Source organism: Streptomyces sp. NPDC048275 (assembly GCF_040652275.1).
Classification (GTDB): domain Bacteria; phylum Actinomycetota; class Actinomycetes; order Streptomycetales; family Streptomycetaceae; genus Streptomyces.
Window position 1 is genome coordinate 73,980 of the sequence record NZ_JBEZLR010000030.1, and the last position, 23,389, is coordinate 97,368.

The 23,389-nt window shown below is 70.0% G+C and carries 23 protein-coding genes and 1 pseudogene; 11 read left to right on the forward strand and 13 right to left on the reverse strand.

The features are described from left to right. Window positions 1-34: 34 nt before the first annotated feature. From AB0D57_RS19835 to ilvA, 3 genes are all read right to left on the reverse strand, one after another. Window positions 35-892 carry an ABC transporter permease gene (locus AB0D57_RS19835; protein WP_362074066.1) on the reverse strand — a complete coding sequence of 286 codons (858 nt, stop codon included), beginning with the start codon at window positions 890-892 and terminating at the stop codon, window positions 35-37. Further along, window positions 889-1,899: an ATP-binding cassette domain-containing protein gene (locus AB0D57_RS19840; protein WP_362074069.1), complete on the reverse strand. Its 1,011-nt coding sequence runs from the start codon at window positions 1,897-1,899 to the stop codon at window positions 889-891. Before AB0D57_RS19840 ends, AB0D57_RS19835 begins: the two co-directional genes overlap by 4 nt. Window positions 1,900-2,068: 169 nt before the next feature. Next, window positions 2,069-3,298, reverse strand: coding sequence for a threonine ammonia-lyase (gene ilvA, locus AB0D57_RS19845; protein ID WP_362074072.1), 1,230 nt, complete (start codon window positions 3,296-3,298; stop codon window positions 2,069-2,071). Window positions 3,299-3,462: 164 nt separating this feature from the next. On the opposite strand from ilvA, the gene AB0D57_RS19850 reads away from it, so the two are divergent. The 3 genes from AB0D57_RS19850 to AB0D57_RS19860 all read left to right on the forward strand — a co-directional run bounded on the left by AB0D57_RS19850 (window position 3,463) and on the right by AB0D57_RS19860 (window position 4,840). Continuing rightward, a complete protein-coding gene (locus AB0D57_RS19850) occupies window positions 3,463-3,966 on the forward strand; it encodes a MarR family transcriptional regulator (RefSeq protein ID WP_362074129.1) in 504 nt (167 codons plus the stop codon). 131 nt (window positions 3,967-4,097) lie between these two features. After that, window positions 4,098-4,595, forward strand: coding sequence for a sigma factor-like helix-turn-helix DNA-binding protein (locus tag AB0D57_RS19855; RefSeq protein WP_362074075.1), 498 nt, complete (start codon window positions 4,098-4,100; stop codon window positions 4,593-4,595). Then, window positions 4,592-4,840: a hypothetical protein gene (locus AB0D57_RS19860; RefSeq protein WP_362074078.1), complete on the forward strand. Its 249-nt coding sequence runs from the start codon at window positions 4,592-4,594 to the stop codon at window positions 4,838-4,840. The genes AB0D57_RS19855 and AB0D57_RS19860 overlap by 4 nt, the downstream gene beginning before the upstream one ends. A gap of 26 nt (window positions 4,841-4,866) precedes the next feature. On the opposite strand, the gene AB0D57_RS19865 is transcribed toward AB0D57_RS19860, so the two are convergent. Further along, window positions 4,867-6,021 (reverse strand): cystathionine gamma-synthase, encoded by a 1,155-nt coding sequence (locus AB0D57_RS19865; protein WP_362074081.1) that lies wholly within the window; start codon window positions 6,019-6,021, stop codon window positions 4,867-4,869. 111 nt (window positions 6,022-6,132) lie between these two features. Between AB0D57_RS19865 and AB0D57_RS19870 the strand changes: the two genes are divergently transcribed. After that, window positions 6,133-7,251 carry a hypothetical protein gene (locus AB0D57_RS19870; RefSeq protein WP_362074084.1) on the forward strand — a complete coding sequence of 373 codons (1,119 nt, stop codon included), beginning with the start codon at window positions 6,133-6,135 and terminating at the stop codon, window positions 7,249-7,251. A 232-nt stretch (window positions 7,252-7,483) separates the two neighbouring features. Then, on the forward strand, window positions 7,484-8,152 hold the full coding sequence (gene msrA / locus AB0D57_RS19875) for a peptide-methionine (S)-S-oxide reductase MsrA (protein WP_362074087.1): 669 nt from the start codon (window positions 7,484-7,486) through the stop codon (window positions 8,150-8,152). Between the two features lie 25 nt (window positions 8,153-8,177). Here msrA and AB0D57_RS19880 read toward each other — a convergent pair whose 3' ends face one another. The 7 genes from AB0D57_RS19880 to AB0D57_RS19910 form a co-directional block, all read right to left on the reverse strand. Beyond that, window positions 8,178-9,392: a cytochrome P450 gene (locus AB0D57_RS19880; RefSeq protein WP_362074090.1), complete on the reverse strand. Its 1,215-nt coding sequence runs from the start codon at window positions 9,390-9,392 to the stop codon at window positions 8,178-8,180. Between the two features lie 13 nt (window positions 9,393-9,405). Further along, window positions 9,406-10,797: an FAD-dependent oxidoreductase gene (locus tag AB0D57_RS19885; protein WP_362074093.1), complete on the reverse strand. Its 1,392-nt coding sequence runs from the start codon at window positions 10,795-10,797 to the stop codon at window positions 9,406-9,408. After that, window positions 10,794-11,021 carry a ferredoxin gene (locus tag AB0D57_RS19890; RefSeq protein ID WP_362074132.1) on the reverse strand — a complete coding sequence of 76 codons (228 nt, stop codon included), beginning with the start codon at window positions 11,019-11,021 and terminating at the stop codon, window positions 10,794-10,796. The genes AB0D57_RS19885 and AB0D57_RS19890 overlap by 4 nt, the downstream gene beginning before the upstream one ends. 383 nt (window positions 11,022-11,404) lie before the next feature. After that, on the reverse strand, window positions 11,405-11,878 hold the full coding sequence (locus AB0D57_RS19895) for a GAP family protein (protein WP_362074096.1): 474 nt from the start codon (window positions 11,876-11,878) through the stop codon (window positions 11,405-11,407). Window positions 11,879-12,158: 280 nt separating this feature from the next. Beyond that, window positions 12,159-13,805 carry an MFS transporter gene (locus AB0D57_RS19900; RefSeq protein WP_362074099.1) on the reverse strand — a complete coding sequence of 549 codons (1,647 nt, stop codon included), beginning with the start codon at window positions 13,803-13,805 and terminating at the stop codon, window positions 12,159-12,161. Window positions 13,806-14,534: 729 nt separating this feature from the next. Further along, window positions 14,535-15,173, reverse strand: coding sequence for a TetR/AcrR family transcriptional regulator (locus tag AB0D57_RS19905; protein ID WP_362074102.1), 639 nt, complete (start codon window positions 15,171-15,173; stop codon window positions 14,535-14,537). A gap of 54 nt (window positions 15,174-15,227) precedes the next feature. After that, window positions 15,228-15,545 (reverse strand): hypothetical protein, encoded by a 318-nt coding sequence (locus AB0D57_RS19910; RefSeq protein WP_362074144.1) that lies wholly within the window; start codon window positions 15,543-15,545, stop codon window positions 15,228-15,230. Between AB0D57_RS19910 and AB0D57_RS19915 the strand changes: the two are divergent. Then, a pseudogene (locus AB0D57_RS19915) lies at window positions 15,478-15,732 on the forward strand (DDE-type integrase/transposase/recombinase); the annotation flags it as partial. The gene AB0D57_RS19910 and the pseudogene AB0D57_RS19915 overlap by 68 nt on opposite strands. Window positions 15,733-15,961: 229 nt before the next feature. Here AB0D57_RS19915 and AB0D57_RS19920 read toward each other — a convergent pair. Next, on the reverse strand, window positions 15,962-16,438 hold the full coding sequence (locus AB0D57_RS19920; RefSeq protein WP_362074105.1) for a hypothetical protein: 477 nt from the start codon (window positions 16,436-16,438) through the stop codon (window positions 15,962-15,964). 370 nt (window positions 16,439-16,808) lie between these two features. On the opposite strand from AB0D57_RS19920, the gene AB0D57_RS19925 reads away from it, so the two are divergent. Further along, entirely contained in the window at window positions 16,809-18,050 is a 1,242-nt protein-coding gene (locus tag AB0D57_RS19925) for a hypothetical protein (RefSeq protein WP_362074108.1), read from the forward strand. A 122-nt stretch (window positions 18,051-18,172) separates the two neighbouring features. After that, entirely contained in the window at window positions 18,173-19,588 is a 1,416-nt protein-coding gene (gene argG / locus AB0D57_RS19930) for an argininosuccinate synthase (protein ID WP_362074111.1), read from the forward strand. Between the two features lie 37 nt (window positions 19,589-19,625). Here argG and AB0D57_RS19935 read toward each other — a convergent pair whose 3' ends face one another. Then, window positions 19,626-20,018: a VOC family protein gene (locus AB0D57_RS19935; RefSeq protein WP_362074135.1), complete on the reverse strand. Its 393-nt coding sequence runs from the start codon at window positions 20,016-20,018 to the stop codon at window positions 19,626-19,628. A 161-nt stretch (window positions 20,019-20,179) separates the two neighbouring features. On the opposite strand from AB0D57_RS19935, the gene AB0D57_RS19940 reads away from it, so the two are divergent. From AB0D57_RS19940 to AB0D57_RS19950, 3 genes are read left to right on the forward strand one after another with little or no spacing between them, the layout of a single operon-like run. After that, the gene (locus tag AB0D57_RS19940) at window positions 20,180-21,205 is read left to right on the forward strand and encodes an iron-siderophore ABC transporter substrate-binding protein (protein WP_362074138.1); all 1,026 of its coding nucleotides are present in this window, start codon (window positions 20,180-20,182) and stop codon (window positions 21,203-21,205) included. Between the two features lie 35 nt (window positions 21,206-21,240). After that, window positions 21,241-22,209, forward strand: a complete 969-nt coding sequence (locus AB0D57_RS19945) for an iron ABC transporter permease (RefSeq protein ID WP_362074141.1) — start codon at window positions 21,241-21,243, stop codon at window positions 22,207-22,209. Next, window positions 22,206-23,270, forward strand: coding sequence for an iron ABC transporter permease (locus tag AB0D57_RS19950; protein WP_362074114.1), 1,065 nt, complete (start codon window positions 22,206-22,208; stop codon window positions 23,268-23,270). The genes AB0D57_RS19945 and AB0D57_RS19950 overlap by 4 nt, the downstream gene beginning before the upstream one ends. The last annotated feature ends 119 nt before the right edge of the window (window positions 23,271-23,389 follow it).

Genomic DNA, 23,389 nt, shown 5'->3' on the forward strand with positions numbered 1-23,389 from the left:
TGGCCGCGCGGCCAGGGGCACCCTCATGCCCGGGTCACGCGGTGGCGGATCGGTACTTGCGTACCGCGAGGGTTCTGAACACCGCGATGATCAGGATCGAGTAGATCACCGAGGCCCAGACCGGATGCTGCATGGGCCAGGCGTCCGACGTCGACACCCCCGGGTTGCCGAACAGGACCCGGCAGGCTTGCACCGTGGCACTGAACGGGTTCCAGTCCGCGATGTGCCGCAGCCAGGGCGTCATATTGCTGGAGTCCACGAACGCGTTCGAGATGAACGTGACCGGGAAGAGCCAGATCAGCCCGCCGGACGTGGCCGCCTCGGGGGTGCGCACGGACAGGCCGATGAGCGCGCCGATCCAGGTGAACGCGTACCCGGACAGGAGCAGCAGCCCGAAGGCGCCCAGCACCTTGCCGGCGTTGGTGTCGCCGTCCGACCCGACCCGCCAGCCGACCAGCAGGGCCACCGCCGCGAGGACCAGCAGGGTCAGCGCGGTCTGCACGAGGTCGGCGAGGGTACGCCCGGTGAGCACCGCGCCGCGTGCCATGGGCAGTGAGCGGAAGCGGTCGATGAGGCCCTTGTGCATGTCGTCGGCGATGCCCGCGCCGGCGCCCGCGGTGGCGAAGGTGACGGTCTGCGCGAAGATGCCCGCCATCAGGAAGTTGCGGTAGTCGGTGGAGCTGGTGCTGCCGCCGATCTGCATGGAACCGCCGAAGACATAGCTGAACAGCACCACGAACATGATCGGCTGGATCAGCCCGAAGATCACCATCTCCGGAATCCTGGACATCCGGATCAAGTTCCTCTTGGCGACGACCAGCGAGTCCCGGATGGACTGGCCGATCGGGTTCGAGGGCGCCGCAACCTGCACGGCGTCGGTGACGGCGCTCACTTGGTGGTCTCCTTCTTGCGCGCTAGGGCCTTGCGGTCGTCAGCCGTCCCGGAGCCCTCTTTCCGCTCTTCGGCCAGGTGGCCCGTGAGCGAGATGAAGACGTCGTCCAGGGTCGGGCGGCGCAGACCGATGTCGTCGATCTCGATGCCGCGGGTGTCCAGCTCGCGGATGACCTCCGCGAGGAGCTTCGCGCCGCCGGTGACGGGCACGGTGAGCTTGCGGGTGTGCTCCTCCACCGTGGTCTCGCCCTTGCCGAAGCCGCGCAGCACCTCGGCCGCGGTCACCATGTGCTCACGCTCGTGCACGACCACCTCGACGCGCTCACCGCCCGTCTGGGCCTTGAGCTGGTCGGCGGTGCCACGGGCGATGACGCGGCCGTGGTCGACCACGCAGATGTCGTGCGCGAGGTGGTCGGCCTCTTCCAGGTACTGCGTGGTCAGCAGCAGCGTCGTACCGCCGGAGACCAGCTGCTTGATGACCTCCCACAGCTGCTGGCGGTTGCGCGGGTCGAGCCCGGTCGTCGGCTCGTCCATGAACATCACCGGAGGCGAGACGACCAGGGCGGCCGCCAGGTCCAGCCGGCGGCGCATACCGCCCGAGTACGTCTTCGCGGTACGGTCGGCGGCGTCCGCGAGGTTGAACTGCTCGAGCAGCTCGTCCGCCCGCACCTTCGCGGCCTTCGCCCGCATCTGGTAGAGCTGGCCCACCATCTGCAGGTTCTCTCGGCCGGTCAGGTACTCGTCGACGGCGGCGAACTGTCCGGAGAGGCCCACCCGGCGCCGTACCGCGTCGGGGTGCTTGAGCACGTCGACTCCGGCCACGACCGCCTTTCCGCTGTCGGGCCGCAGGAGGGTGGTCAGACAGCGGACGGCGGTCGTCTTACCCGCGCCGTTCGGCCCGAGCAGGCCCAGGACGGTGCCCTCCGGGACATCGAGATCGACCCCGTCCAGAGCCCTTACGTCGCCGAAGGTCTTCACCAGACCTTCGGCGTAGATGGCGCCCGGCATGTGTTTTCTCCACGTCGTTGGGGATTTTTACGAGTTGGCACTTCAACGCTGAGCCACACCATAACGCGATGTATCGCGTTGCTCAACGGGTTTTTCCCATCGGAGACAAGGGCGGACGACAACGGCGGGCGACGCCGCCTGACGGCGACGAACGACGGCGGCCCCGACCTCAGTCGATGACCATGTAGCCCGCGTCGCGCAGCGCGCGCTCGACCTCGGCGCAGTGCTCCGGCCCCTTCGTCTCCAGGTGCAGCTCGACCTCCACCTCCGTGAGCCCGAGCCGTGGGTCGGTCCGTACATGGCTCACGTCGAGGACGTTAGCGTCAGCCACTGACAACACCCCAAGAAGTGTGGCCAGAGCCCCAGGACGGTCCGTCAGCCGCAGCGTGACCGCGAGATAGCGGCCGCCGGCGGCCATACCGTGGCGCAGGATGCGCTGCATCAGCAGCGGGTCCACATTGCCGCCCGACAGCAGCGCGACGACCGGCCCCTCGAAGGCCTGGGGCTCCCGCAGCAGCGCCGCGACCGGGCTCGCGCCGGCCGGTTCGACGACCAGCTTGGCGCGCTCCAGGCAGAGCAGCAGCGCGCTGGACAGATTGTCCTCGGAGACCGTGCGGACCTCGTCCACCAGGTCCCCGACGATCTGGAACGGCACGTCGCCCGGCCGCCCGACCTTGATGCCGTCGGCCATCGTCGCCGGCTTCTCGATCGTCACCGGGCGCCCGGCCGCCAGCGAGGGCGGATACGCCGCCGCGCCCGCCGCCTGCACGCCGACGACCCGCACGTCGGGACGGAGCGCCTTCACCGCGACCGCGACCCCCGCGGCAAGGCCGCCGCCACCGATACCGACGACGATCGTGCGCACCTCGGGGCACTGCTCCAGGATCTCCAGGCCGACCGTGCCCTGACCGGCGATGATGTCGGGGTGGTCGAAGGGGTGGATGAACACCGCACCCGTCCGGGCCGCGTACTCCTGGGCGGCGGCCAGCGTCTCGTCCACCACCTGCCCGTACAGCCTCACCTCGGCGCCGTAGTCGCGGGTGGCCGCGACCTTCGGCAGCGGGGCGCCGGTCGGCATGAAGACCGTGGAACGCACGCCGAGCAGCGAGGAGGCCAGCGCGACGCCCTGCGCGTGGTTGCCGGCGCTCGCGGCGACCACGCCCGCGGCGCGCTCCTCGGGCAGCAGCCCCGCGATCCGCACGTACGCGCCGCGCAGTTTGAACGAGCCCGTGCGCTGGAGGTTCTCGCACTTGAAGTGCACCGGAGCGCCCACCAGCTGGGACAGATACCTGCTGCCCTCCATCGCGGTCATCCGCGCCACGCCCCTGAGCATCTTCTGGGCGCCTCGTACGTCGTCCAGAGTCACACTGTGCAAGGTGTCAGCCGTGCGGTAGCTCATGACCACCAGTCTCGCAGTTCACACGGGCGCGCTCCTGGCGTGACCACGGTCCGAGACCGGTTTTCCCAGCGCCCGTACGGCCCGCGCCCCAGCCGCGTACCCTGTCCCCCAACCCAGCTCCCCACGCATGAATTGAGCCCCCGGCCATGCCCACAACACCAGAGATGTCGATGGACATGACGACCGTCGGTGACACCGGTCTTCTCGAAACGCTGCAGCACGAGGTCGCGGTGTTCGCGCGCCGTGCCGAACAGACCCGGCTCGGCGGAGTGGGGCAGGTGCGCAACTCCATGGACCGCGCCGCATACCTGCTGCTCAACCGCCTCGACAACGAGGGTCCGATGGGCGTCAAGGCCCTCGCCGCGAGCATGGGCATCGACTCGTCGACGGTCACCCGGCAGGTGGCCCCGCTGGTCGACACCGGCCTCGTCAAGCGCACCTCGCACCCGGAGGACGGGCGCGCCGTGGTGCTCCAGCTGTCGCCGCGCGGGCAGTCCCGCCTCGACGAAGTGCGCGCCTCCAGGCGTCAGTTGATGGCCGAGCTGACACACGACTGGGCGCCGGAGGAGCGCGAGGCCTTCTGCACGCTCCTCACGCGCTTCAATGGCGCGCTGTCGGCACGCATGGCCCCCACGGGGGTCACGGCGGCGGAGCAGCCGGACTCCTGACGTCCCGGAGTCTTGACCGGAAGGCGGCACCTGGCCTCATATGAGACCGGGTCCTTGTAGCACGCGGTGCGGCCCGTCGTACCCGGCCGGGGCCCCATTGTCCTCAGGGTCGCCCTCGGGCGGGAGGCGTGGTGCGAGAACGGCGTGCGTCGCAAGGCGCCCGCCGGGCCCGGGAGTTCGAGGCGTTCGTCGCGGGCGCGGCAGGGCGGCTGCTGCATGCCGCCACCCTGCTCACGGCGGAACCTCCGCACGCCAACCCGCGCGCGCGGCGCCTGCTGACGCTGGCCCTCGCCCACACGTACGCCTCCTGGGACCGGCTGCGCGGCGAGGACCCGTACGACCGGGCCCGCCAGCACCTGGCCGTGCGCTTCGCACGCGGCGCCTGGCACCAGTACGGGAGCTTCGGGCGGGCCCGCCCGTCCACCGGTGGCGTCCTGGCCGGGCTCGCCCCCCAGGAGCGGCTGGTCCTGGTCCTCAGGCTGTACGAGGGGGTCGCCGAGGAACAGACGGCGGCCCTGCTCGGACTCCCCACGGAACGGGTCCGCGCGATCTGCGCCCGCGCGACCGCGACGCTGCTGCACCCGCCGCGCGGTCCGGCACCGGCGGTGGCGGAGGTGGCACCCTCATGAACCAGCGCGAGCGGGAGGCAGCCGTACGGCGGATCCTGGAGCAGGCGCCGCCCCCGGTGCCGCCCGACCTGTACGCGGACGTCGTACGCCGGGGCGGCCGCATGTTGCGTCGCGGGACGGTGGCCCGGCGTCTGCTGTGGCTGCTGCTGTTCGCGGCGGCCGTCGCCTTCGTGGTCTGGGCGACGACGGCCCGCCCCTGGGTGGAGCCGCCGTCGGAGACGACTCCACCGCTGAGGGGCTGGTAGGCCTCTGGTAGGCCTTTTCCTGCTGCCTAACCGAGGGCCTGCTGGAGGTCCTGGAGCAGGTCGTCGACGTTCTCGATGCCCACGGAGAGGCGGACGAGGTCGGCGGGCACCTCGAGCGCCGAGCCGGCCGCGGACGCGTGCGTCATACGTCCCGGGTGCTCGATCAGGGATTCCACACCCCCCAGGGACTCACCGAGCGTGAACACCTTGGCGCGGTTGCAGACCTCGACGGCCGCCTCCTCGCCGCCCTCGACCTGGAACGAGACCATGCCGCCGAACGCCTTCATCTGCTTGGCGGCGATCTCGTGACCGGGGTGCTCCGGGAGGCCGGGGTACAGCACACGCGTCACGCGCGCGTGCCGGGTCAGCATGTCGGCGACCTTGGTGGCGTTCTCGCTGTGGCGGTCCATACGCACGGGGAGCGTCTTGGCGCCGCGCAGCACCAGCCAGGAGTCGAAGGGCCCGGCGACCGCGCCCATCGCGTTCTGGTGGTACGCCAGTTCGTCGCCGAGTTCCTGGTCGCCGACGATCAGCGCACCGCCGACGACGTCCGAGTGCCCGCCCATGTACTTGGTCAGCGAGTGCACGACGACGTCCGCACCGAGCGCGAGCGGCTGCTGCAGGTAAGGCGTGGCGAAGGTGTTGTCGACGACGAGCTTGGCACCCGCCTCCCGCGCGACCTGGGCGACCGCGGCGATGTCGGTGATGCCGAGGAGCGGGTTCGAGGGTGTCTCCACCCAGATGACCTTTGTCTTCGGGGTGAGGGCGGCTCGTACGGAGTCGAGGTCGCTCGTGTCCGCCACGGACCACTCCACACCCCACCGCGAGACCACCTTCGCGAAGAGGCGGAACGTACCGCCGTACGCGTCATTGGGGATGACCACGTGGTCGCCGGGGCTGAGCAGCGTACGCAACAGGCAGTCCTCGGCCGCCAGTCCGGACGCGAACGCAAGGCCACGCCGACCGCCCTCCAGGGCGGCGAGGTTCTCTTCGAGGGCGGTCCTGGTGGGGTTGGCGCTACGGCTGTACTCGTAGCCGCCGCGCAGCCCGCCGACGCCGTCCTGCTTGTAGGTCGAGACCTGGTAGATCGGCGGGACGACCGCGCCGGTGAGGGGATCGGCGGTGTTGCCCGCGTGGATCGCGAGGGTCTCGAAGTGCTGACTGATGTGCCTGTCGCTCATGGGTCCCGAGCGTAATGCGCCGACGGGTCCGGTGCCGTCCCCGAGGCCCTGCGGGCGGGTTCGTGGGGACCGGGTTCGCCAATTGTCGGACCGGTCTGGTTCGCTTGAGGCATGGAGATTCTCTGGGTCCTGATGGCGTTGGCCATGTTCACGCTGGTCCTGCTGCCGGTGCTCAGGCGTAGGCGCGCCGGTATTCAGCTGGTCTCGCCCGCCGACCCGGACGCCGCGGACCCGGCGAACTACGGATTCCTGCGGCAGGAGCAGCTGGACATCCGCATGCCCGGCGCGGACCAGGACCTGCTGGACGTGCTGGACCTGGTGCAGCGCACACAGGACTACCGCTCGGCGTCGCAGCTGCTCTCGGGCACGGAGCGGGACGGCGAGCAGCGATGGCAGCGGGTGCAGGCCTTCGCGGGTGCCGCCTCGCTGGAGCTGGCGCAGCACCCCGGCGGGGTGAGCGAGACGCCGGGCGGCCAGTGGTTGCGGGTGTGGCGGGCCGAGGCGCCCAAGGACGCGGGCGGCGCGGCGGTGCACGCGGAGTTCCTGGTGCAGCAGGCGTGGCGTACGGCGACGCCGGGCACGGACGAGTTCCGGATCATCATGGAGGAGGCGAAGGCGGCCTGCGGCGAGGCGGCGCTCCTCGCCCCCGGTGACCCGATCCCGTACATCGTCGAGCTGTCGGTGGCCCGCGGGCTCGCCTACTCCCAGCCGGAGTTCGAGCAGCTCTGGCTGAAGATCCTGGACCGCGCGCCGTCCCACATGGGTGCGCACCTGGCCGCGCTGCACTACTGGTGCGAGAAGTGGCACGGCTCGCGCGAGGTGGCGTACTCCTTCGCCGAGGCCGCGGCGGCCCGTGCCCCACAGGGCTCTCTCCTCGCCGCGATGCCGCTCTTCGCGGTCTTCGAGCACCTCCCCGAGGTGAATCTGGTCCGCAGCTTCTACCAGAGCGAGGTCGTCACCAAGGCGGTGCACGGCGCGCTCTTCGCGGTGCACGCGGCCCGCCCCGACGACCCGATGCTGGCGCACGTCCGTCACCTCCTGATCTTCTTCCTGGTCCGCAGCGAGCGCTGGGCGGAGGCGATGAACCAGCTGGTGCACGTGGACGGTCACGTAGGCGCGCTCCCTTGGACCTTGACCTCCGACCCGGCGGCGGAGTTCGCGGTCTACCGCGCGCTGGCGGTGGCGGGATACGAGGCGAACGGGGGCAGCCCGGCGACGCTGCCGCGCTGAGACCGACCGGCAATGGGAGGGTGGAAGAAGGAGCGGGGTCTGGTGCGTGCAGCTGCAAGGCGGAGGAGGGAGTGATGGCGGAGCCATCGCGACCGACGACAACGCGGCAGATGTGCGTGCCAGACCCCGCGACGCCGCCCTCCCATTGCCGGTCGGTCTGAGGAATGCCGGTCCCCGCTCGTACGTTGGAGGGCGTGCAGCCCGCCCCTCGGACCGACCTCGTGGAGACCGCATGTTTCTGCACAGCCGTACCCCGCAGCTCCCCACCGCGGAGCAGGCCCTGCGCGGTCGCCCGGAGCCGGTGTTCACGGTCCCCGATCTGCACACGGTTCTCGGCACCCCGCTGCTGGGCCCCTACCCCGAGGGCCTGGAGATCGCCGACTTCGGGCTGGGCTGCTTCTGGGGCGCCGAGCGCAAGTTCTGGCAGCTCCCGGCCGGCGTGTACACCACCCTGGTCGGCTACCAGGGCGGCTTCACCGAGCACCCCACGTACGAGGAGGTCTGCTCGGGCCTGACCGGCCACACCGAGGCGGTCCGCGTGGTCTACGACCCGTCCCTCGTGTCGTACGAGACCCTCCTCAAGCTCTTCTGGGAATCCCACAACCCGACCCAGGGCTTCCGCCAGGGCAACGACGTCGGTACCCAGTACCGCTCCGCGATCTACGCCCACACCCCGGACCAGGCGGCGACCGCCGAGGCCTCCCGCGAGGCCTACCAGAAGGTCCTCACGGGCTCGGGCTACGGCACGATCACGACCGAACTCCTCCCGGCGGAGGGCCGTACCTTCTATCCGGCCGAGGGATACCACCAGCAGTACCTCGACAAGAATCCGGCGGGGTACTGCGGGATCGGCGGAACCGGTGTCTCTTGCCCGATCGGTGTGGCCAAGGCCGACGGCTGAGCCTTCGGGCCCTGCTCCGGCCCCATCAGCTCTGCTGGATGTGGAGATGGATGGGGCCTCGCAGGACGGGGCTGGGCCGGTACGGCGGCGGGTCGGTGAGCAGTCTGGGTCCTTCCAGGCGACGTACGAGCTCGTTCAGCGCGATCTGGGTCTCCAGTCGGGCCATCGGCCCGCCGAAGCACAGGTGGATGCCGCTGCCGAACCCCAGATGCTGGTTGTCCCGCCGGTCGGGGTCGAAGCGGTCGGGTTCGTCGAAGCGGTCCGGATCGCGGCTGCCCGAGGCGAGCATGAGCATGATCTGCGAGCCCTTGGGGATGACGGTGTCGGCGATGGTGATGTCGCTGTACGCCGCCCGCCACGGAATGATGTGCACGGGGGGCTCGTAGCGCAGCAGTTCCTCGACCAGCGGCACGACCAGGTCCGGTTCGTCGCGCAGCCGTTGCAGCACTTGCGGGTGGCGCAGCAGCGTCAGCATGCCGTTGGTGATGAGGTTGACGGTGGTCTCGTGGCCGGCGATGAGCAGCAGGTTGGCGGTGCTGATGATTTCCTCGTCGGTCATCCGCCCGTCGGGCCCGTCGTCGTTGGCCAGCCGTGTCAGCAGGTCGTCGCCGGGGCGGCCGTGGCGTTGTTCCAGCAGCCCGCCGAGATACTGGCGAAGATCCTTGGTGGCCTGCACGCCGTTGTCCAGTTTCTCCTTCGGGTCGGTCTTGGGGTTGTAGTCGATCGAGTCGATGATGGCGTTCACCCACACGTGGAAGCGCGGTTCGTCCTCGCGTGGCACACCGAGCAGGTGGCAGATCACGGTGACGGGGAACGGGTAGGCGAAGTCGTCGACGATGTCGATCTGCTCCTTGCCCGCGAAGCCGTCGATCAGGCCGCCGACGATGGTCGTCAGGTCGGGTTCCATGCCGGTCACCAGCCCCGGGGTGTGCGGGGGGCCGAAGTGGCGCATCGCCAGGCGCCGCAGGCGGTCGTGCTCGGGCGGGTCGAGGTTGATGAACGAGGGCGTGGTACGTGCCTCGGCCGCGGCCATCGGATGCGCCAGGTTGCGGACGTCGGAGCTCAGGTGCGGGTTGTGCAGTATGCCGGCGAGTTCGCGGTAGGTGCTGATGACGTAGCTGCCGTCCTCCTGCACGGCCACCGGTGTCTTGCGCAGCTCGGCGTACAGCGGGTACGGGTCGGCCCGGGCGGAGTAGTCGAGGATCCGGTGCAGCGTGTCGGGCGTCTCGGTCGTGGTCATGTCGCTTTCCCTCCTACCGGTGCTGCCGCACGGATGTGACGCGCCGTTCGCTCGGGGCGTGGCCCGTGACGATCACCGTGGCGCCCTGGGCGAGCAGCACGGGGCCGGGGAAGTCGACGGGCACCGGTTTCGCGTCGACGGGCTGGTCGGGCGTGGGGCAGGGGGGCGGGAAGGGCGCGGCCGTCGCGATCAGTTGCCGGTAGTGGTCCAGCCACTTCGCGTTGTTGAAGCTGACGGCCGCGGTGACGCGGCCCTGGTACCCGTATGTGGCGACGAAGCGGCGGTCGGGCACGGATCCCTGGGTGACGACGACTTCGTCGGCGTAGGTCGGTACACCGACGGACTTGATGTTGACGCCGAACTGGATCGACCAGAACGCCGGGATGGACAGGTGCGGCCAGCGGTCCGCCTGGGCGCTGACCATGTTGTGCGCCGCGATCTCGGCCTGCTCCACGGCGTTCGCCCAGTGTTCCAGCGAGATGAACCGGTATTCGTAGATCGGGTTCGGACAGCGTGCCACGTCTCCGGCGACGAAGATGTCGTCGGTGACCAGGCCGTTGAGGTCGAAGGCGCGGCAGCCCGCGTCGCAGGCGACTCCCCAGACGCCCACCGCCAGTCCCGAGTCCCGCAGCCACTCGGTGTTGCGGATGCCCCCGAGCGCCACCACCGCCACGTCGGCGTCGACCGTGGTGCCGTCGTCGAAGTGAGCGCGGCGAAACCGCCCCTGCGCGTCGCCCTCCAGCCGGGTGACTTTGACACCGCAGCGCAGGTCCACACCGTGGGCGCGCTGCATGTCGGCGGCGACCTCGCCGATCATGGCGCCGAGTCCCCCGACCAGCGGGGCCGGCGCGAGCTCGGCGACGGTCACCGGGATGTCACGCTCGCGGCAGATGGAGGCGATCTCGGAGCCGGTGAAGCCCGCGCCGATGATCAGTACGCGGGAGGGCCCTGCGGCGACCGCTCGCTGCAGTCCCTCGGCGTCCCCGCGCGTGCGGACGACGAACACTCCGTCCAGGGCGGCCTCGGCCTCGACGAACCAGGGCCGGGCCCGTACCCCGGTGGAGATCAGCATGCGGTCGAAGGGAACCTCGCGGCCGTCGGCCAGGTGCACGTTGTTGGTCGCCAGGTCCAGCCCGTCGGCAGGTACGCCCAGGAGCCACTCCGCCTCGATGTCACGACGTCGCGGCAGAGTGGTGTCCCCGGCAGGCACCCACCCGGTCAGTACCTGCTTGGACAGGGGAGGCCGGTCGTAGGGCTCACCCAACTCGTCACCGATCATGGTCAACGAACCGGTGAAACCCTCGTCGCGCAGAGCCTCCGCGGCTCGCAGTCCCGCCAGCGACGCGCCGACGATCACGACGCGGCCGTCGCGCTTGAACCCTTGCAGGGTGTCGGCACTGCTCATGACGGCGACGCCCCCACCGGCGCGTCCCGTCCCTCCAGTTGGTCGACCAGAATGGCCTGGAGCGGACAGGCCGCCGCGGCGCGCAGCACCTGCTCGCGCTGGACGTCGTCGGGCTTCGGGTTGTACATCAGCGCTTCCTCGCCGTGCATCCGGAAAGCGTCCGGAGCCAGGAAGGCGCACTGCGCATACCCCTGACACCGGGAAAGATCAACGACAACTTTCATCCCGAACTCCGTTTCAGGGACGCAAAGCTGCGGGCCTTGAGGCAGCACCACCACGGCGCCCAAAGCGCGAGGCACGCCTTCGAAGAAAGGAATCGGCTGTTGCTCCCCCCTGCCGAATGCGAAGGGGTGCACCACGCACGTCAAAGGTCTCCGCAGGAAGAATGAATCATCGCGAATGAGGCCCGGGCGTCTGCAAAACCGCCCGGAGAACCTGACCTTGCCGTCAAAAGCGTATCCCGGGCGCATGTGGTCCGCACTCTGGGAAGGGCCGTGCGGGCGTCGCTCACCCCAGCAGGCCAAAGGGCGTTGAAGCTGCCGGCTTACTCGCGCGTGGGGTTCCTGGCCTCGCGCTTCAGCAAGAAGCGCGGCTGCTGTGGCCGCTGTCAGGAGGTGAGGACGGCGATGCCGTCACCGAGCAGTTTCAACCCGATGACGAAGAACAGGACTCCCATCAGGAAGACTCCCAGCGGGGCCGGCAGTCCGAGGGAACCGATCAGTACGAAGATCGCCAGCGAGGCGATCTGCTCCCCGACAGAAAGCCCGGCCGAAGCGATCGAGGCGCCTGCGGCGATGGTCAGCGGGGCGTTCTTGGCATTGAGCGCGGCCAGTGCCACGGCGAGTCCGAAGACCTTCAGCGGCGTGAGTCGGTCGATCGTGGCCATCCACTTCGGCAGCTGCGCCTCCGAGGCGTCCTTCGGGCGCCGACGCCACAGCCGAGCGCCGAAGACGAGGAGCAGCACTCCCAGGGCGAGCTTGAGGGCGCCCACCCAGGTGGCCGGCTGACTGTTGGTGGAGGCGCCCCCTGGGCCGGCGATCCTCGACCGGACATCGCCCGACCGCACGGCGCGGGCGCCCAAGCGGTGAGCCCCCTGGACCACCGCGCGGCACGCTCTCAACATCTGCATCCGGCCGCGAGGCCGTGGAATGATTTTCGGCTTGATCATGCAGGAGGAGGTGTCCGGGGGGACGCGTCGCCGTCGTAGGCGCCTTCGAACATACGGAGAGGACGGTGCCGGAGTCCCCTCCCGGCACCGTCCCGAGGCCATGCTCCGCTCAGGGCATGGTCCGTCATGAGGGAGCTGGGCCGCAGCCGGTCGTTGGTGAACGTTCCGGCTCTGCGGCGCCTGCTCCCTGCTCCTACCGTGACGACGTTCCCTGCAGTGTGCGGGGGTTCAGATCCGCTGCGGCGTCCTGGTGACGGCTCGGCGTCCGTGCCGCGTGGTCTTCCTTCGCACGGGTCTTGCGGCTGGGGAGGAGGGCCAGGACCACCATGGCGCCGGCGGCCATGATGATGCCGCCGACCAGGCTGGTCTGCGCGACACTGTGGGCGAAGGACTCGTGCACGGCGTCGACCAGAGCCTGCACCTGCTGCGGGCCGACTGTCGGAATCTTGGCGGCCTGCTCGGCGACCGCGAGGCCGGCCCCCACCGACTCGTCGGCCACGTCCATCGCGTCGGCCGGAAGGCGTCCGCCGATCAGGTCACCCAGCTTGTCCCGGTACTCGGTGCCCAGCAGCGAACCCATGACGGCAATTCCGAGAGCGCCGCCCAGCTCGAGCGAGGTGTCGTTGACGCCACCGCCGACACCCAGTTCGGACTCGGGGAAGGAGCCCATGATCGTGTCCGTGGCCGGGGCGACACTCAGACCGATCGCGAAGCCGATCAGGAGCAGTGCGGCCGCAAATGTCGCGTAGGAGGAGTTCTTGTCGACCTGGACCATGATCAGGACACTCACGGAGGCGACGAAGATACCGAAGACGACCATGGCCTTCATGCCCAGCTTCGGCGTCAGCCAGCCGGTGAGCGCGGAGCCGACGAAGACGGCAGCGGCCATGGGCAGGAGCCGTACACCGGTCTCCAGTGCGTTGTAGCCGAGGACGAACTGCATGAACTGGGTCACGTAGTAGATCGAGCCGTACGTGCCGAAGAAGAGGAGCGCCACCGCGATCGTCGAGCCGCTGAAGGAACGCTCCCGGAACTTGCGGACGTTGAGCATCGGGTGCGGGTGCTTCGACTCCCAGAGGGCGAACGAGAGGAGGCCGAGCGCTGCGAGCACGGTGCCGGCGACGACGGGGGCGGCGCTCCAGCCGCGGTGGGGGCCTTCGATGATGGCGTACACGAGGGAGCCCAGCGAGACGATGGACAGCAGCCCGCCGACGTAGTCGATCCGGCCCATGCCTGTGGCCTTCGACGGAGGTACCAGCATCAGCGCGCAGACGACGCCCAGGAAGGCGATCGGGACGTTGATCAGGAACGTGGATCCCCAGCCGTTGTCCTGCAGCAGCCAGCCGGCGAGGAGTGGGCCTACGGCGACGCCGAGTCCCGAAGTGGCGGTCCACGCGGTGATGGCACGCGCCCGCTCACGCTTGGGGAAGATCGCCACGAGCAGGGAGAGCGTGGCCGGCATGACGACGGCGGCACCGACGCCCATGATGGCGCGCGCGGTGATGACCAGGTTCGTCTCATCTGCCTGACTGCCCATCACGGAGCCACCCATGAAGATCAGCAGGCCGGTGATGAGTGCACCCCGGCGGCTGTACTTGTCACCGATCGAGCCGAGGACGAGCATCAGCGCGGCGAAGGGGACCGTGTAGGCGTCGATGACCCATTGCAGGTCGCTGCTGCTGAGCTGCAGGTCCTTGGTCATGTCCGGGATGGCGACGATGAGGGACGTGTTGGCCATGACAACGATCAGCAGGCTCATGCACAACACGATCAGCGCGAACCAGCGTCGCGAATACGACCCGGTCATCTTCTCGACCGGCGTGGTGACGACGAGTGACATCCAAAGCTCCTGAGGTGAAGGAACGGCTGCGAGATCGGCAAGAACAGATGCGGAGCGTGGCCCCGCCAGATGAGGCAGTTAGTTGCTCACCCATGTGCATATTAGCTTCGTTGCTCAGCCGTGTGCAAGTAGTTCTTGCTCATCGGTGTGCACATAACGCGGCTCGCGGCTGAACGAAGATCGCCTGTGAATGACTCGCCGGACCGGTGTCTGCCGCTCGGCTCGGAAGCGCACTTGCAGGTCGCGGAGTTCTTGTGGGGGAGAGCCCACGATCCGGGCGCCTTGGCGGAAGGTGGTGCACGGGTGCGGACCGGGCAAGGCCGGCACTGGCACTTGGTGATCCTCGCCATGATCAGCGGCGACGCGGTGGGAGTGAGGAGGTCGGGCAGGGGCCGTGCCAACTGACCTGGCCCTGGGGGCAGGTCACATGCCGGCGGTCGAAGTCGATGGGAAAATCGTCCCGGCCGAAGCCTTCGCTCTGGCGGTGCCGGCGGGTGGGATTACCCGGCAGCGGGCCGGTGAGAGGTGTAGCCGCCGTCGACCAGGTGCTCGGCGGGCAGTAGGCCCCCATGCTTGAGGCGGGTGTGGATGCCGGGCAGGGCCTCGGCATCGTTCGTCATGGCCGGGTGGTGGCCACGTCTGTGATGACGTCGGCGCCGTCGGATGAGCAGGTCTCGGTGAGTTGGGCGGCGACCGCGTGACGAACCGCCGCTCCCGCCGCCTGACCGGTCAGCAGGCCTCGCGCCCGAGGTCCGAGGTGACCGCCTCGACCACCTGGCGGGCCTGCTCCGTCGGCACGCCCGCCGCGACCAGCGCAGCGACAGCCGCCCCCGTGCCGTCGTCCTCCCACATCCCCACATTGACGCACTCGAGCAGGGAAACGATCAGTGCCTCGAGTCCGGCACCGAGCACAGCCGACGGCAAGTGGGCGGGAAACACGCCTTCACGCTGCCCTCGGTCCAGGATGGCCGTGGCCTCGTCACGGGCTGGGCCCAGTACCTCCGACACCCGCTGCGCACCCAGGTCCTGATGGATCAGCGCCAACAACAGCCGGTAGCGATCCCCCACGGGCCAGATCGAAAGGACGAATCGCGCCAACTCGTGGGCAGGCGTCTTCGCCGGCTCGGCCTGCCCGGCCACGGCGGCCCAAAGCGCCTGCGACGCCTCCTCCGTGAGCGCCTCAACCAGTGCCGCGCGCCCCGGAAAGTGCCCGAAGAGCGTACGGCGCACCACACCCGCGGCCCGCGCGATCTCCTCCAGCGTGACATCGGGGTTGCGGCCGAGCTCCTGCCTGGCGGTGGCCAGGATGCGCGCCCGGTTGGAGCGCGCGTTACGCCGGATCGGCTCACGGCCCTTGGGCTCCACCACGACAACACCACCTTGCGGACTCACTGCGGCCAACAGGACGTAACTGCGGCGCCCTCATCCTGCCACGGCCGACCAGAGCACCTCGGCCGCGCAGCCACCGTAGGGCCGACGGCGGCCATGGCAGGCTTCCCGTGAGCGTCCGCACACACGGCCGGACCATCTGAGGGCCGACAGGACAACCAAGGCGGGGACGCTGCCGGAGTCGTCGATCGACGCGGCCGTCCACGAGTTGGAGGCCGGCCGTGCGGGCGTAGCCGCCATGCGGTGGAGGAGATCGACTTCGATGTTGATCTGCGGGAGCTTCAAGGGGGCCCGGCGCTTCCTCCGCCGCCTGATGAAGAAGACCCGTGCGGTGCCGAGGGTGATCGTCATCGACAAGCTCCGCCTTTGCGGCGCCGCTCACCGCGAGGCCATGCCCTCCGTGGAGCACCGCTCACACAAGGGCCTGAACAATCCGGCGGAGAACTGCCATCAACCGGCGAGGCAGCGCAAACCTGCGAGGAAGGGCTTCCGCTCGGTGGGCGGGGCGGAGCGGTTCCTGTCCGCGTTCAGCGGCATCTCGCCCCGCCTCCGGCCCCGTTGCCACCTCATGACAGCTTCCGGCCACCACGCCGAGATGGCCATCCCCTTCGCGATCCGGAACCGGATCACCGGCCCGCCACCGCCTGACCGCAGGCCCAAAACCCGGCACCCGCGCTCTGGCACTCCGTCAGGCAACCACACACCCGACAACGTGACAGTGCCCTTCAGCCGACGACGCGGGCCCTATTGCCGCTGCCCACATTCAGTCAGAGCTCCGCCACGAAGGAGAGCTTGGCGGTGACACGCCGATACTTTTCGGCGGCTTCCTCCAGTGGCATGTCTTGGAAAGCGACCGCGGTGGCAAGCGAGTCGAGTTCCGTTCTGGAGGCTTCCGCGGTCGCCAGTTTGCCGGCCACGTCCTCCGCGCGTTGCAGCCCGGCGACGATGGTGCCGGCTACCGATGCGAGTAGCGCTGCCACACACAAGGTTTGCCAGACGAGCGAACTGCTGTCGCCAGGGAGGGCATTACCCACCGTCGTCGCGAAGCCCTGCCCGCCCAAAGCGGGGCCCGCGGTAGCCAGTGACACCACCGCGCCGGCAATTATGCCCAGCAGTGACAGCCGGTCGCGCCGACGCCGGGCGCGTTGAACGTAGACACCGATATCGTCCTCCCGGCTCTCGATGCGCCTCACCAGAGCCTGCCGAGAATCAGTCTGATCCTCAGTCGCCGTCATCTCAGCCATTCGTCCTCCTCGGAGCCGTCGCCCCGATGTTTCCCCATGTCATGGACTCGGCTTCAAGACACCGGCCACCCCTCCGACGTAACAGCCCGCGGATGAGACGTAGCCCACACCGGACGCAAGGGAACGCCATCCCTTTCCTTGGGCGGCAGTTGGGCATGCGTGCTCAGACGATCACCAGACGGCGCCACGGACAGGCCGCAGGTCCGCGTGCGGATCTGTCCCCGACCCCGGGTTCCCTGCCCTGGCGCGGACGCGTCAGGGTTCGATTGGGTTGTACATAATCGAACGGATTGCTCACGGAACGGGGTGTGCGCTTGAATCCCGGTGCGCCCGGCGGGGGGTCGGGGCTTCGGGTGTCCCTGGGGGAGACATGACGTATACCGTTCGCGCTGCGACAGGAGCGTCCGCGCTGGTCGCCGCGCTCATGATGACGGCGTTACCGGCAGCTCACGCGGCACCGGCAGCATCGGCCACCGTGCGGCTGAGTGTGGCGGCGGACGGCACGCAGGCCGATGCCTCGGCCGGCGGCGCCGTGGTCAGCAGGAACGGACGGGTCGCGGCGTTCGTGTCGGCCGCCTCGAACCTGGTCCCGGGCGACTCGCCGTGCTCGCAGGACATCTTCGTACGCCGACTGCGCACCGGGGAACTGCAGCGCGTCGCTCTGGCCGGCTACCGGCTGTCCTCGCCGTCGCTGAGCCGCACCGGCCGTCTGATCGCCTACACCGCCTATCCCAACGAGGCCTCGCCGAACAGCGCGTACGTCCAGGACCTGCGGACCGGCGCCGTCGAGCGCCTCGGTGCCCCACCCGAGGACGACTTCGCGGCCGGTTCGGTCAGCTCTCCCGTGCTGACTGCCGACGGCCGTCATGTCGCGTTCGTCGTGAGCCGGCCGACCGGCTCGACCGCGGCCGAGGGATCGCGGGTGTACGTGCGGGACCGGGTCACCGGTACGACCGAGTGGGTCAGCAGGCCCGACACCGAGCCGGAGGTGTACTACGCCGGGAGCCCGGCGATCAGCGACGACGGACAGCGCGTCGCGTACACCTTCACCACCCCCGTCCCCAAGGGTCCCCATGTCGGGCATGTGTTCCTGCAGGACCGCGCCGCGGGCACGGAGCAAGTGGTCGACGTGGCGTACGACGGGACGACACCCCTGCGGGTCCTGGGCTTCCCGGCGATCAGCGGCGACGGCAGGCGGGTCCTGTTCGCGAAGTTCAACGCCGGGTCCATGACCCCGGACGACCGGTCGAGCAACACGTTCGTCAGGGATGTGGAGACCGGCACCACGATCGCGGTCCCGGGCAACCCGGAGCGGCCCGGCACCCGCGGCGGCACGCTGAGCGCGGACGGCGGCCATGTGGCGTACGAGCTGGGAGCCGACGACCCGGCCGCCGAATCCGGCTGGGCCTGGCCGGCCGTGGTCCTCGACCTGAAGACCGGGGAGTCCCGGCGCGTGAGTTCGGGTACGGACGGCGGCCCTGCGAACGGTTCGCTCGACCGCGGAGCCGTCTCAGGCAACGGCGGGGTCGTGGTCTTCAACTCCACCGACACCGACCTCGTGCCCGAGGACACCAACGCGGTGGGCGACGTCTTCGTCCACCGCGCCCGGTGACCGCACCCGGTCCGGCGCGGCTGAGCCGTCTCGGGGCAGCAGATCTCCACCTGGTGGTCGCACCCGAGCCGGTCCCCCGATACGGATGGAACGACCTGGGGGCGCCGGTCTAGGATGCATACATGTCGAAGGTACTGAATAAACTTCCAATCGGTGAGCGTGTCGGAATCGCGTTCTCCGGCGGTTTGGACACCTCTGTCGCGGTGGCGTGGATGCGTGAGCGTGGCGCCATCCCTTATGCCTATACAGCCGACATCGGGCAGTACGACGAGCCGAACCTGGCCGACGTGCCCGAGCGTGGCCGTGCCTACGGTGCCGAGCAGGCGCGGCTCGTCGACTGCCGTGAGGCCCTGGTCGAGGAGGGCCTCGCCGCGCTGGCGTGCGGTGCGTTCCACATCCGGTCGGCCGGTCAGACCTACTTCAACACCACCCCTCTCGGGCGTGCGGTCACGGGCACCCTGCTGGTGCGCGCGATGCGCGAGGACGACGTCTCCATCTGGGGCGACGGGTCCACCTACAAGGGCAACGACATCGAGCGGTTCTACCGCTACGGCCTGCTCGCCAACCCCGCCCTGCGGATCTACAAGCCCTGGCTCGACCAGTCGTTCGTGACCGAACTCGGCGGCCGGCACGAGATGTCCGCCTGGCTGTCCGAGCGCGACCTGCCCTACCGGGACTCGGCCGAGAAGGCCTACTCCACCGACGCGAACATCTGGGGCGCCACGCACGAGGCCAAGCGCCTGGAGTACCTCGACACCTCGCTGGAGATCGTCTCCCCGATCATGGGTGTCCGCTTCTGGGACCCCGAGGTCGACGTCCCGGCCGAGGACGTCACCGTCGAGTTCGAGCACGGGCGGCCGGTGCGGATCAACGGGCGCGCGTTCGAGTCGCCGGTCGAGCTGGTCCGGGAGGCCAACCTCATCGGCGGCCGGCACGGACTCGGCATGTCCGACCAGATCGAGAACCGCATCATCGAAGCCAAGAGCCGCGGCATCTACGAGGCCCCCGGCATGGCGCTGCTGCACATCGCCTACGAGCGGCTGCTCAACGCCGTCCACAACGAGGACACCGTCGCCATGTACCACGTCGACGGGCGTCGGCTCGGGCGGCTGCTCTACGAGGGCCGCTGGTTCGACCCGCAGGCGCTCATGCTCCGCGAGAGCCTGCAGCGCTGGGTCGGGTTCCCCATCACCGGCAGCGTCACCGTGCGGCTGCGCCGCGGCCAGGACTTCACCGTCCTCGACACCACCGGCCCGCACCTCAGCTACCACCCGGAGAAGCTGTCCATGGAGCGCAGCGTCAACGCGGCGTTCGTCCCGGACGACCGCATCGGCCAGCTGACCATGCGCAACCTCGACATCGCCGACTCCCGGACCAAGCTGGAGCAGTACGCCGCCCACGGCCGGCTCACCGCGTGGAGCGGCCTCATCGGCGAATTGCCCCCGGGCGGCGCGGAGGTCATCGCCGCGAGCGACGAGACCGTACCGGTGGACGCCGACGCGCTCGACCACGCGGCGATCGAGTCGGGCACGGACTGACCGGCGCTCCGTCCCCGCTCTCGACCGTCACGCGAAGTCAGCCCTCGCCGCTCCCGTACGGCCTCGTCAGGATTTCCATGCTGTGGCCGTTCGGGTCGTCGAAGTAGGTCCCCCGGCCGCCGTCGTTGGTGTTGATCTCGCTGACGCGGCGGTGGGACGGGTCCGCCCAGTAGGTGAGGCCGGCGGCCTGGATGCGGGCGAAGATCTTGTCGAACTCGTCCTCCGAGACGAGGAACGCGTAGTGCTGTGGGGTGATCGGCTCGGTCGTCTCGATGTCCATGTAGTCCAGCGTGACGCCGTTGGGTATCGGGACCGGCATGAACGGGCCGTACTGCGGGCTTACTTGGAGTCCCAGGATGTCGGCGAGGAACTGGGCCGAGGCCTGCTTGTCGTGGGCGGCGACGATCGTGTGGTTCAGCTCGATGGCCATCGCGAGGACCTCCTCGTACGTCGCTGCGCGTCCTTCCACACTAGGCAGCCCGGCCCCCCTGCGCCCACCCCTCCGATATATGGCTAAGGTTAGCCTTGCCTTATTCATTGATCGGAGTTCTTGTGCGCACTTTGGGGTCGAAGGCCGTCGTGGCCGTTGCCATGGTCGGCGGGCTGCTGGCCGGATGTTCGTCCGGAAGCGGGGACGAGGACAGCACCGGCTCCTCGAAGAGCGAGAGCAGCGCCGGCAGCGACCGCAACCTCGTGGCCGGCGCTTCCGAAGGGCCCTCCGTCGCGCCCAGCGCCGTCGAGGACGGGATGGGCGCCGGCAGCGCCGAGGACGGCGAGTTCCCGAGGACCGTCGGGCACTTCCAGGGCAAGACGGAGATCAAGACCGAGCCCAAGAAGATCGCCGCGCTCAGCACCGGACAGCTGGACGACCTGCTGTCCCTGGGCATCGTCCCCACGGCCACGACCCGCGCCGACAACGCCGGACTCGTACCGGACTATCTCGCGGACGCCTTCCCGACGTACAAGAAGAAACTCGCCGCGATGACCGACGCGGGGACCCGGCAGGCGCCCAATCTGGAGACCCTGGCCGCCGCCGAGCCGGATCTGATCCTGGTCAACGACTCGCTCGGTGATCTCTACCCGAAGCTGTCGAAGATCGCGCCCACCGTCGTCACGGCGGGCAACGGCATCAACTGGAAGCGGGACCTGCTGCTCGTCGGCGCCGCCGTCGGCAAGGCGGACAAGGCGCAGGAGTTGCTCGACGACATCGTGGGCGACGCCGCCGAGAGCGGAAAGCAGCTGGGTGACCCCGCCGTGTCCATGGTGCGGTTCACGCCCGACCGGACGCGGATGTTCGGGGTGTCCTCCTTCACCGGCTCCCTCGCTGTCGACATGGGGATCGGACGCCCCAAGTCCCAGCAGTTCAACGCGATTTCGCAGGACATCGGGGCGGAGAGCATCGACGTCGCCGACGGCGACTGGATCTTCTACTCCGTGCAGGGCGACGCGTCCGAGACCGACGCCGGGAGCGTGCTCGCCGGACCGCTGTGGAAGTCGATGAAGGCCGTCGAGGCCGGGCACGCGGTGAAGGTCGACGACGACCCCTGGTACCTCAACGCCGGACCGACCGCCGCCCGGCTCGTCGTCCAGCAGCTCGCGGACACCATAGGCAAGTGACGCGTCGTACGTCCGCGGGTACGCGTACGGTCTGGCTGACCGTCGCCCTCCTGCTCACCGTCACCGCCGCGGTCCTCAGCCTCGCCGTCGGCACCCGCCCGGTCCCACTGTCCACCGTCCTCGACGCCCTGGTGCACGGCGGGAGTTCACCGGACGCGCTGGTCGTACGGTCCTTGCGGGTGCCGCGGACGGCGATCGGGCTGACCGCGGGTGCCGCCCTCGGGCTCTCGGGGGCGGCACTGCAGGCGGTCACCCGCAATCCGCTCGCCGACCCGGGAATCCTCGGGCTGAGCCAGGGCGCGGCGGCCGGCGTCGTGTGCGCGATCGTGCTCGGCTGGGCGAACGGCTTCAGCGGGTACGTCTGGTACGCCTTCGCCGGCGCCGTCGCCGCCGCGTGTGTCGTGTACGCCATCGCCTCGCGCGGACGTGGCGGGGCCTCTCCGGTCAAGCTGGCGCTCGCCGGGACCGCGCTGTCGGCGATGACGGCGGGGGCGACGACCGTCGTCCTGACGTCGAGCTCGGCCACGCTGGACCAGTTCCGGTTCTGGCAGGTGGGCGCGCTCAGCGGGCGCGATGCCGGGACCGTCGGGCGGATGCTGCCGTTCCTGATCGCCGGCGCGCTGCTCGTGCTGGCCTGCGCCCGCGGCCTGGACTCGCTCGCGCTCGGCGACGACACGGCGCGGGCGCTGGGCCACCGGGTCGCGCTCGTACGGGGCTGTGCGGCGCTCGGCGCGACCGTGCTCACCGCGTCCGCGGTCGCCGCCGCGGGCCCCATCGCCTTCATCGGCCTCGCCGTACCCCACCTCGCTCGCCGTCTGGTCAACGGCGGCCACCGCTGGACCCTCCCCCTGTCCGCCCTCCTCGGCGCCGCCCTGCTGCTCGCGGCGGATGTGGCGGGCCGGGTGGTCCGCGCCCCCGCGGAGGTCCCGGCCGGGGTGATGACCGCGCTGGTGGGCGTGCCGGTGCTGGTCGTACTCGTCCGGCGCAAAGGGGTGGCCGCGTGACCCGGACGACCACCACGGCCCCCGCCCATCCGCGCTCGGCCGGCCTCTTTGTACTCCGCCACCGCGGCCTCTCCCTTCTCCTGCACCGGCGCTCCGCCGCCGTCACCACCGTGCTCCTCGTGCTCCTCGCGGGCGTCATGCTGCTCTCGGCGTGCGTCGGGCAGTCGTACGTCCCGCCGGGCGAGGTCTGGCAGGTGCTGCGCGGCCACGGAGGCCCCTACGACCTGATCGTCGGTGAACTGCGGGTCCCGCGGATCGTGCTCGGCGCGCTGGTCGGCACGGCGCTGGGGCTGGCCGGGGCACTCGTGCAGACCGTGACGCGCAACCCGCTCGCCAGCCCGGACGTCATCGGCGTCGGCCACGGTGCCGCCGCCGCGACGGTACTGGCGCTCGCCACCGGCACGGTCGCCTCACCCGGCGCGCTCCCGGCCGTCGCCGTCACCGGGGGTCTCGCGGCCGCCGCCCTGGTGTACGTACTGGCCTGGCGGCACGGGATGCAGCCGAGCCGGTTCGTGCTGACGGGGGTCGGGATCGGGGTCGCGCTCTCCGCGATCGTCCAGCTCTACCTCACCGAGAGCGAACTGGCCGAGGCCGAGCAGGTCAAACTGTGGCTGACGGGCAGCCTGAACGGACGCGGCTGGGAGCAGGCCGGGCCCCTGTCCTGGGTACTGCTGCTCTCCCTGCCCGCCCTGGTGTGGGCGAACCGCGCGCTGCGCCCGCTCGGCCTGGACCCCGACACCGCGGCCGCCCTCGGCGTCCGCGTCCAGCGCACCCAACTGGGCCTGACCGTCCTGGGCGTGGTGCTCGCCGCGACCGCGACCGGCGCGGCGGGCCCGATCGGCTTCGTCGCCCTCACCGGCCCCCAGCTGGCCCGCCGCCTCACCCGTACCCCACACCTCCCCCTCCTCGCCTCGGCGTTGACCGGCGCGTTCATCGTGGTCGCCGCCGATCTGGTGGCCCGCACGCTGGTGCCGCCGCTGGAGATCCCGGTCGGCGCGCTCACCTCGCTGGTCGGGGGGCCGTATCTGCTGTGGCTGCTGGGGCGGTCGGGCAGACGCTGACACGCCAAGGGGCGCCGGCCGGTCGTCTTCCGCCCACTCCAGGACGAGCCGCTGGTACTCCCGCCGCTCCTCCATACTCAGCGTCCCGCCGGCCCGGAACCAGAGGGCCCGGATCTCCT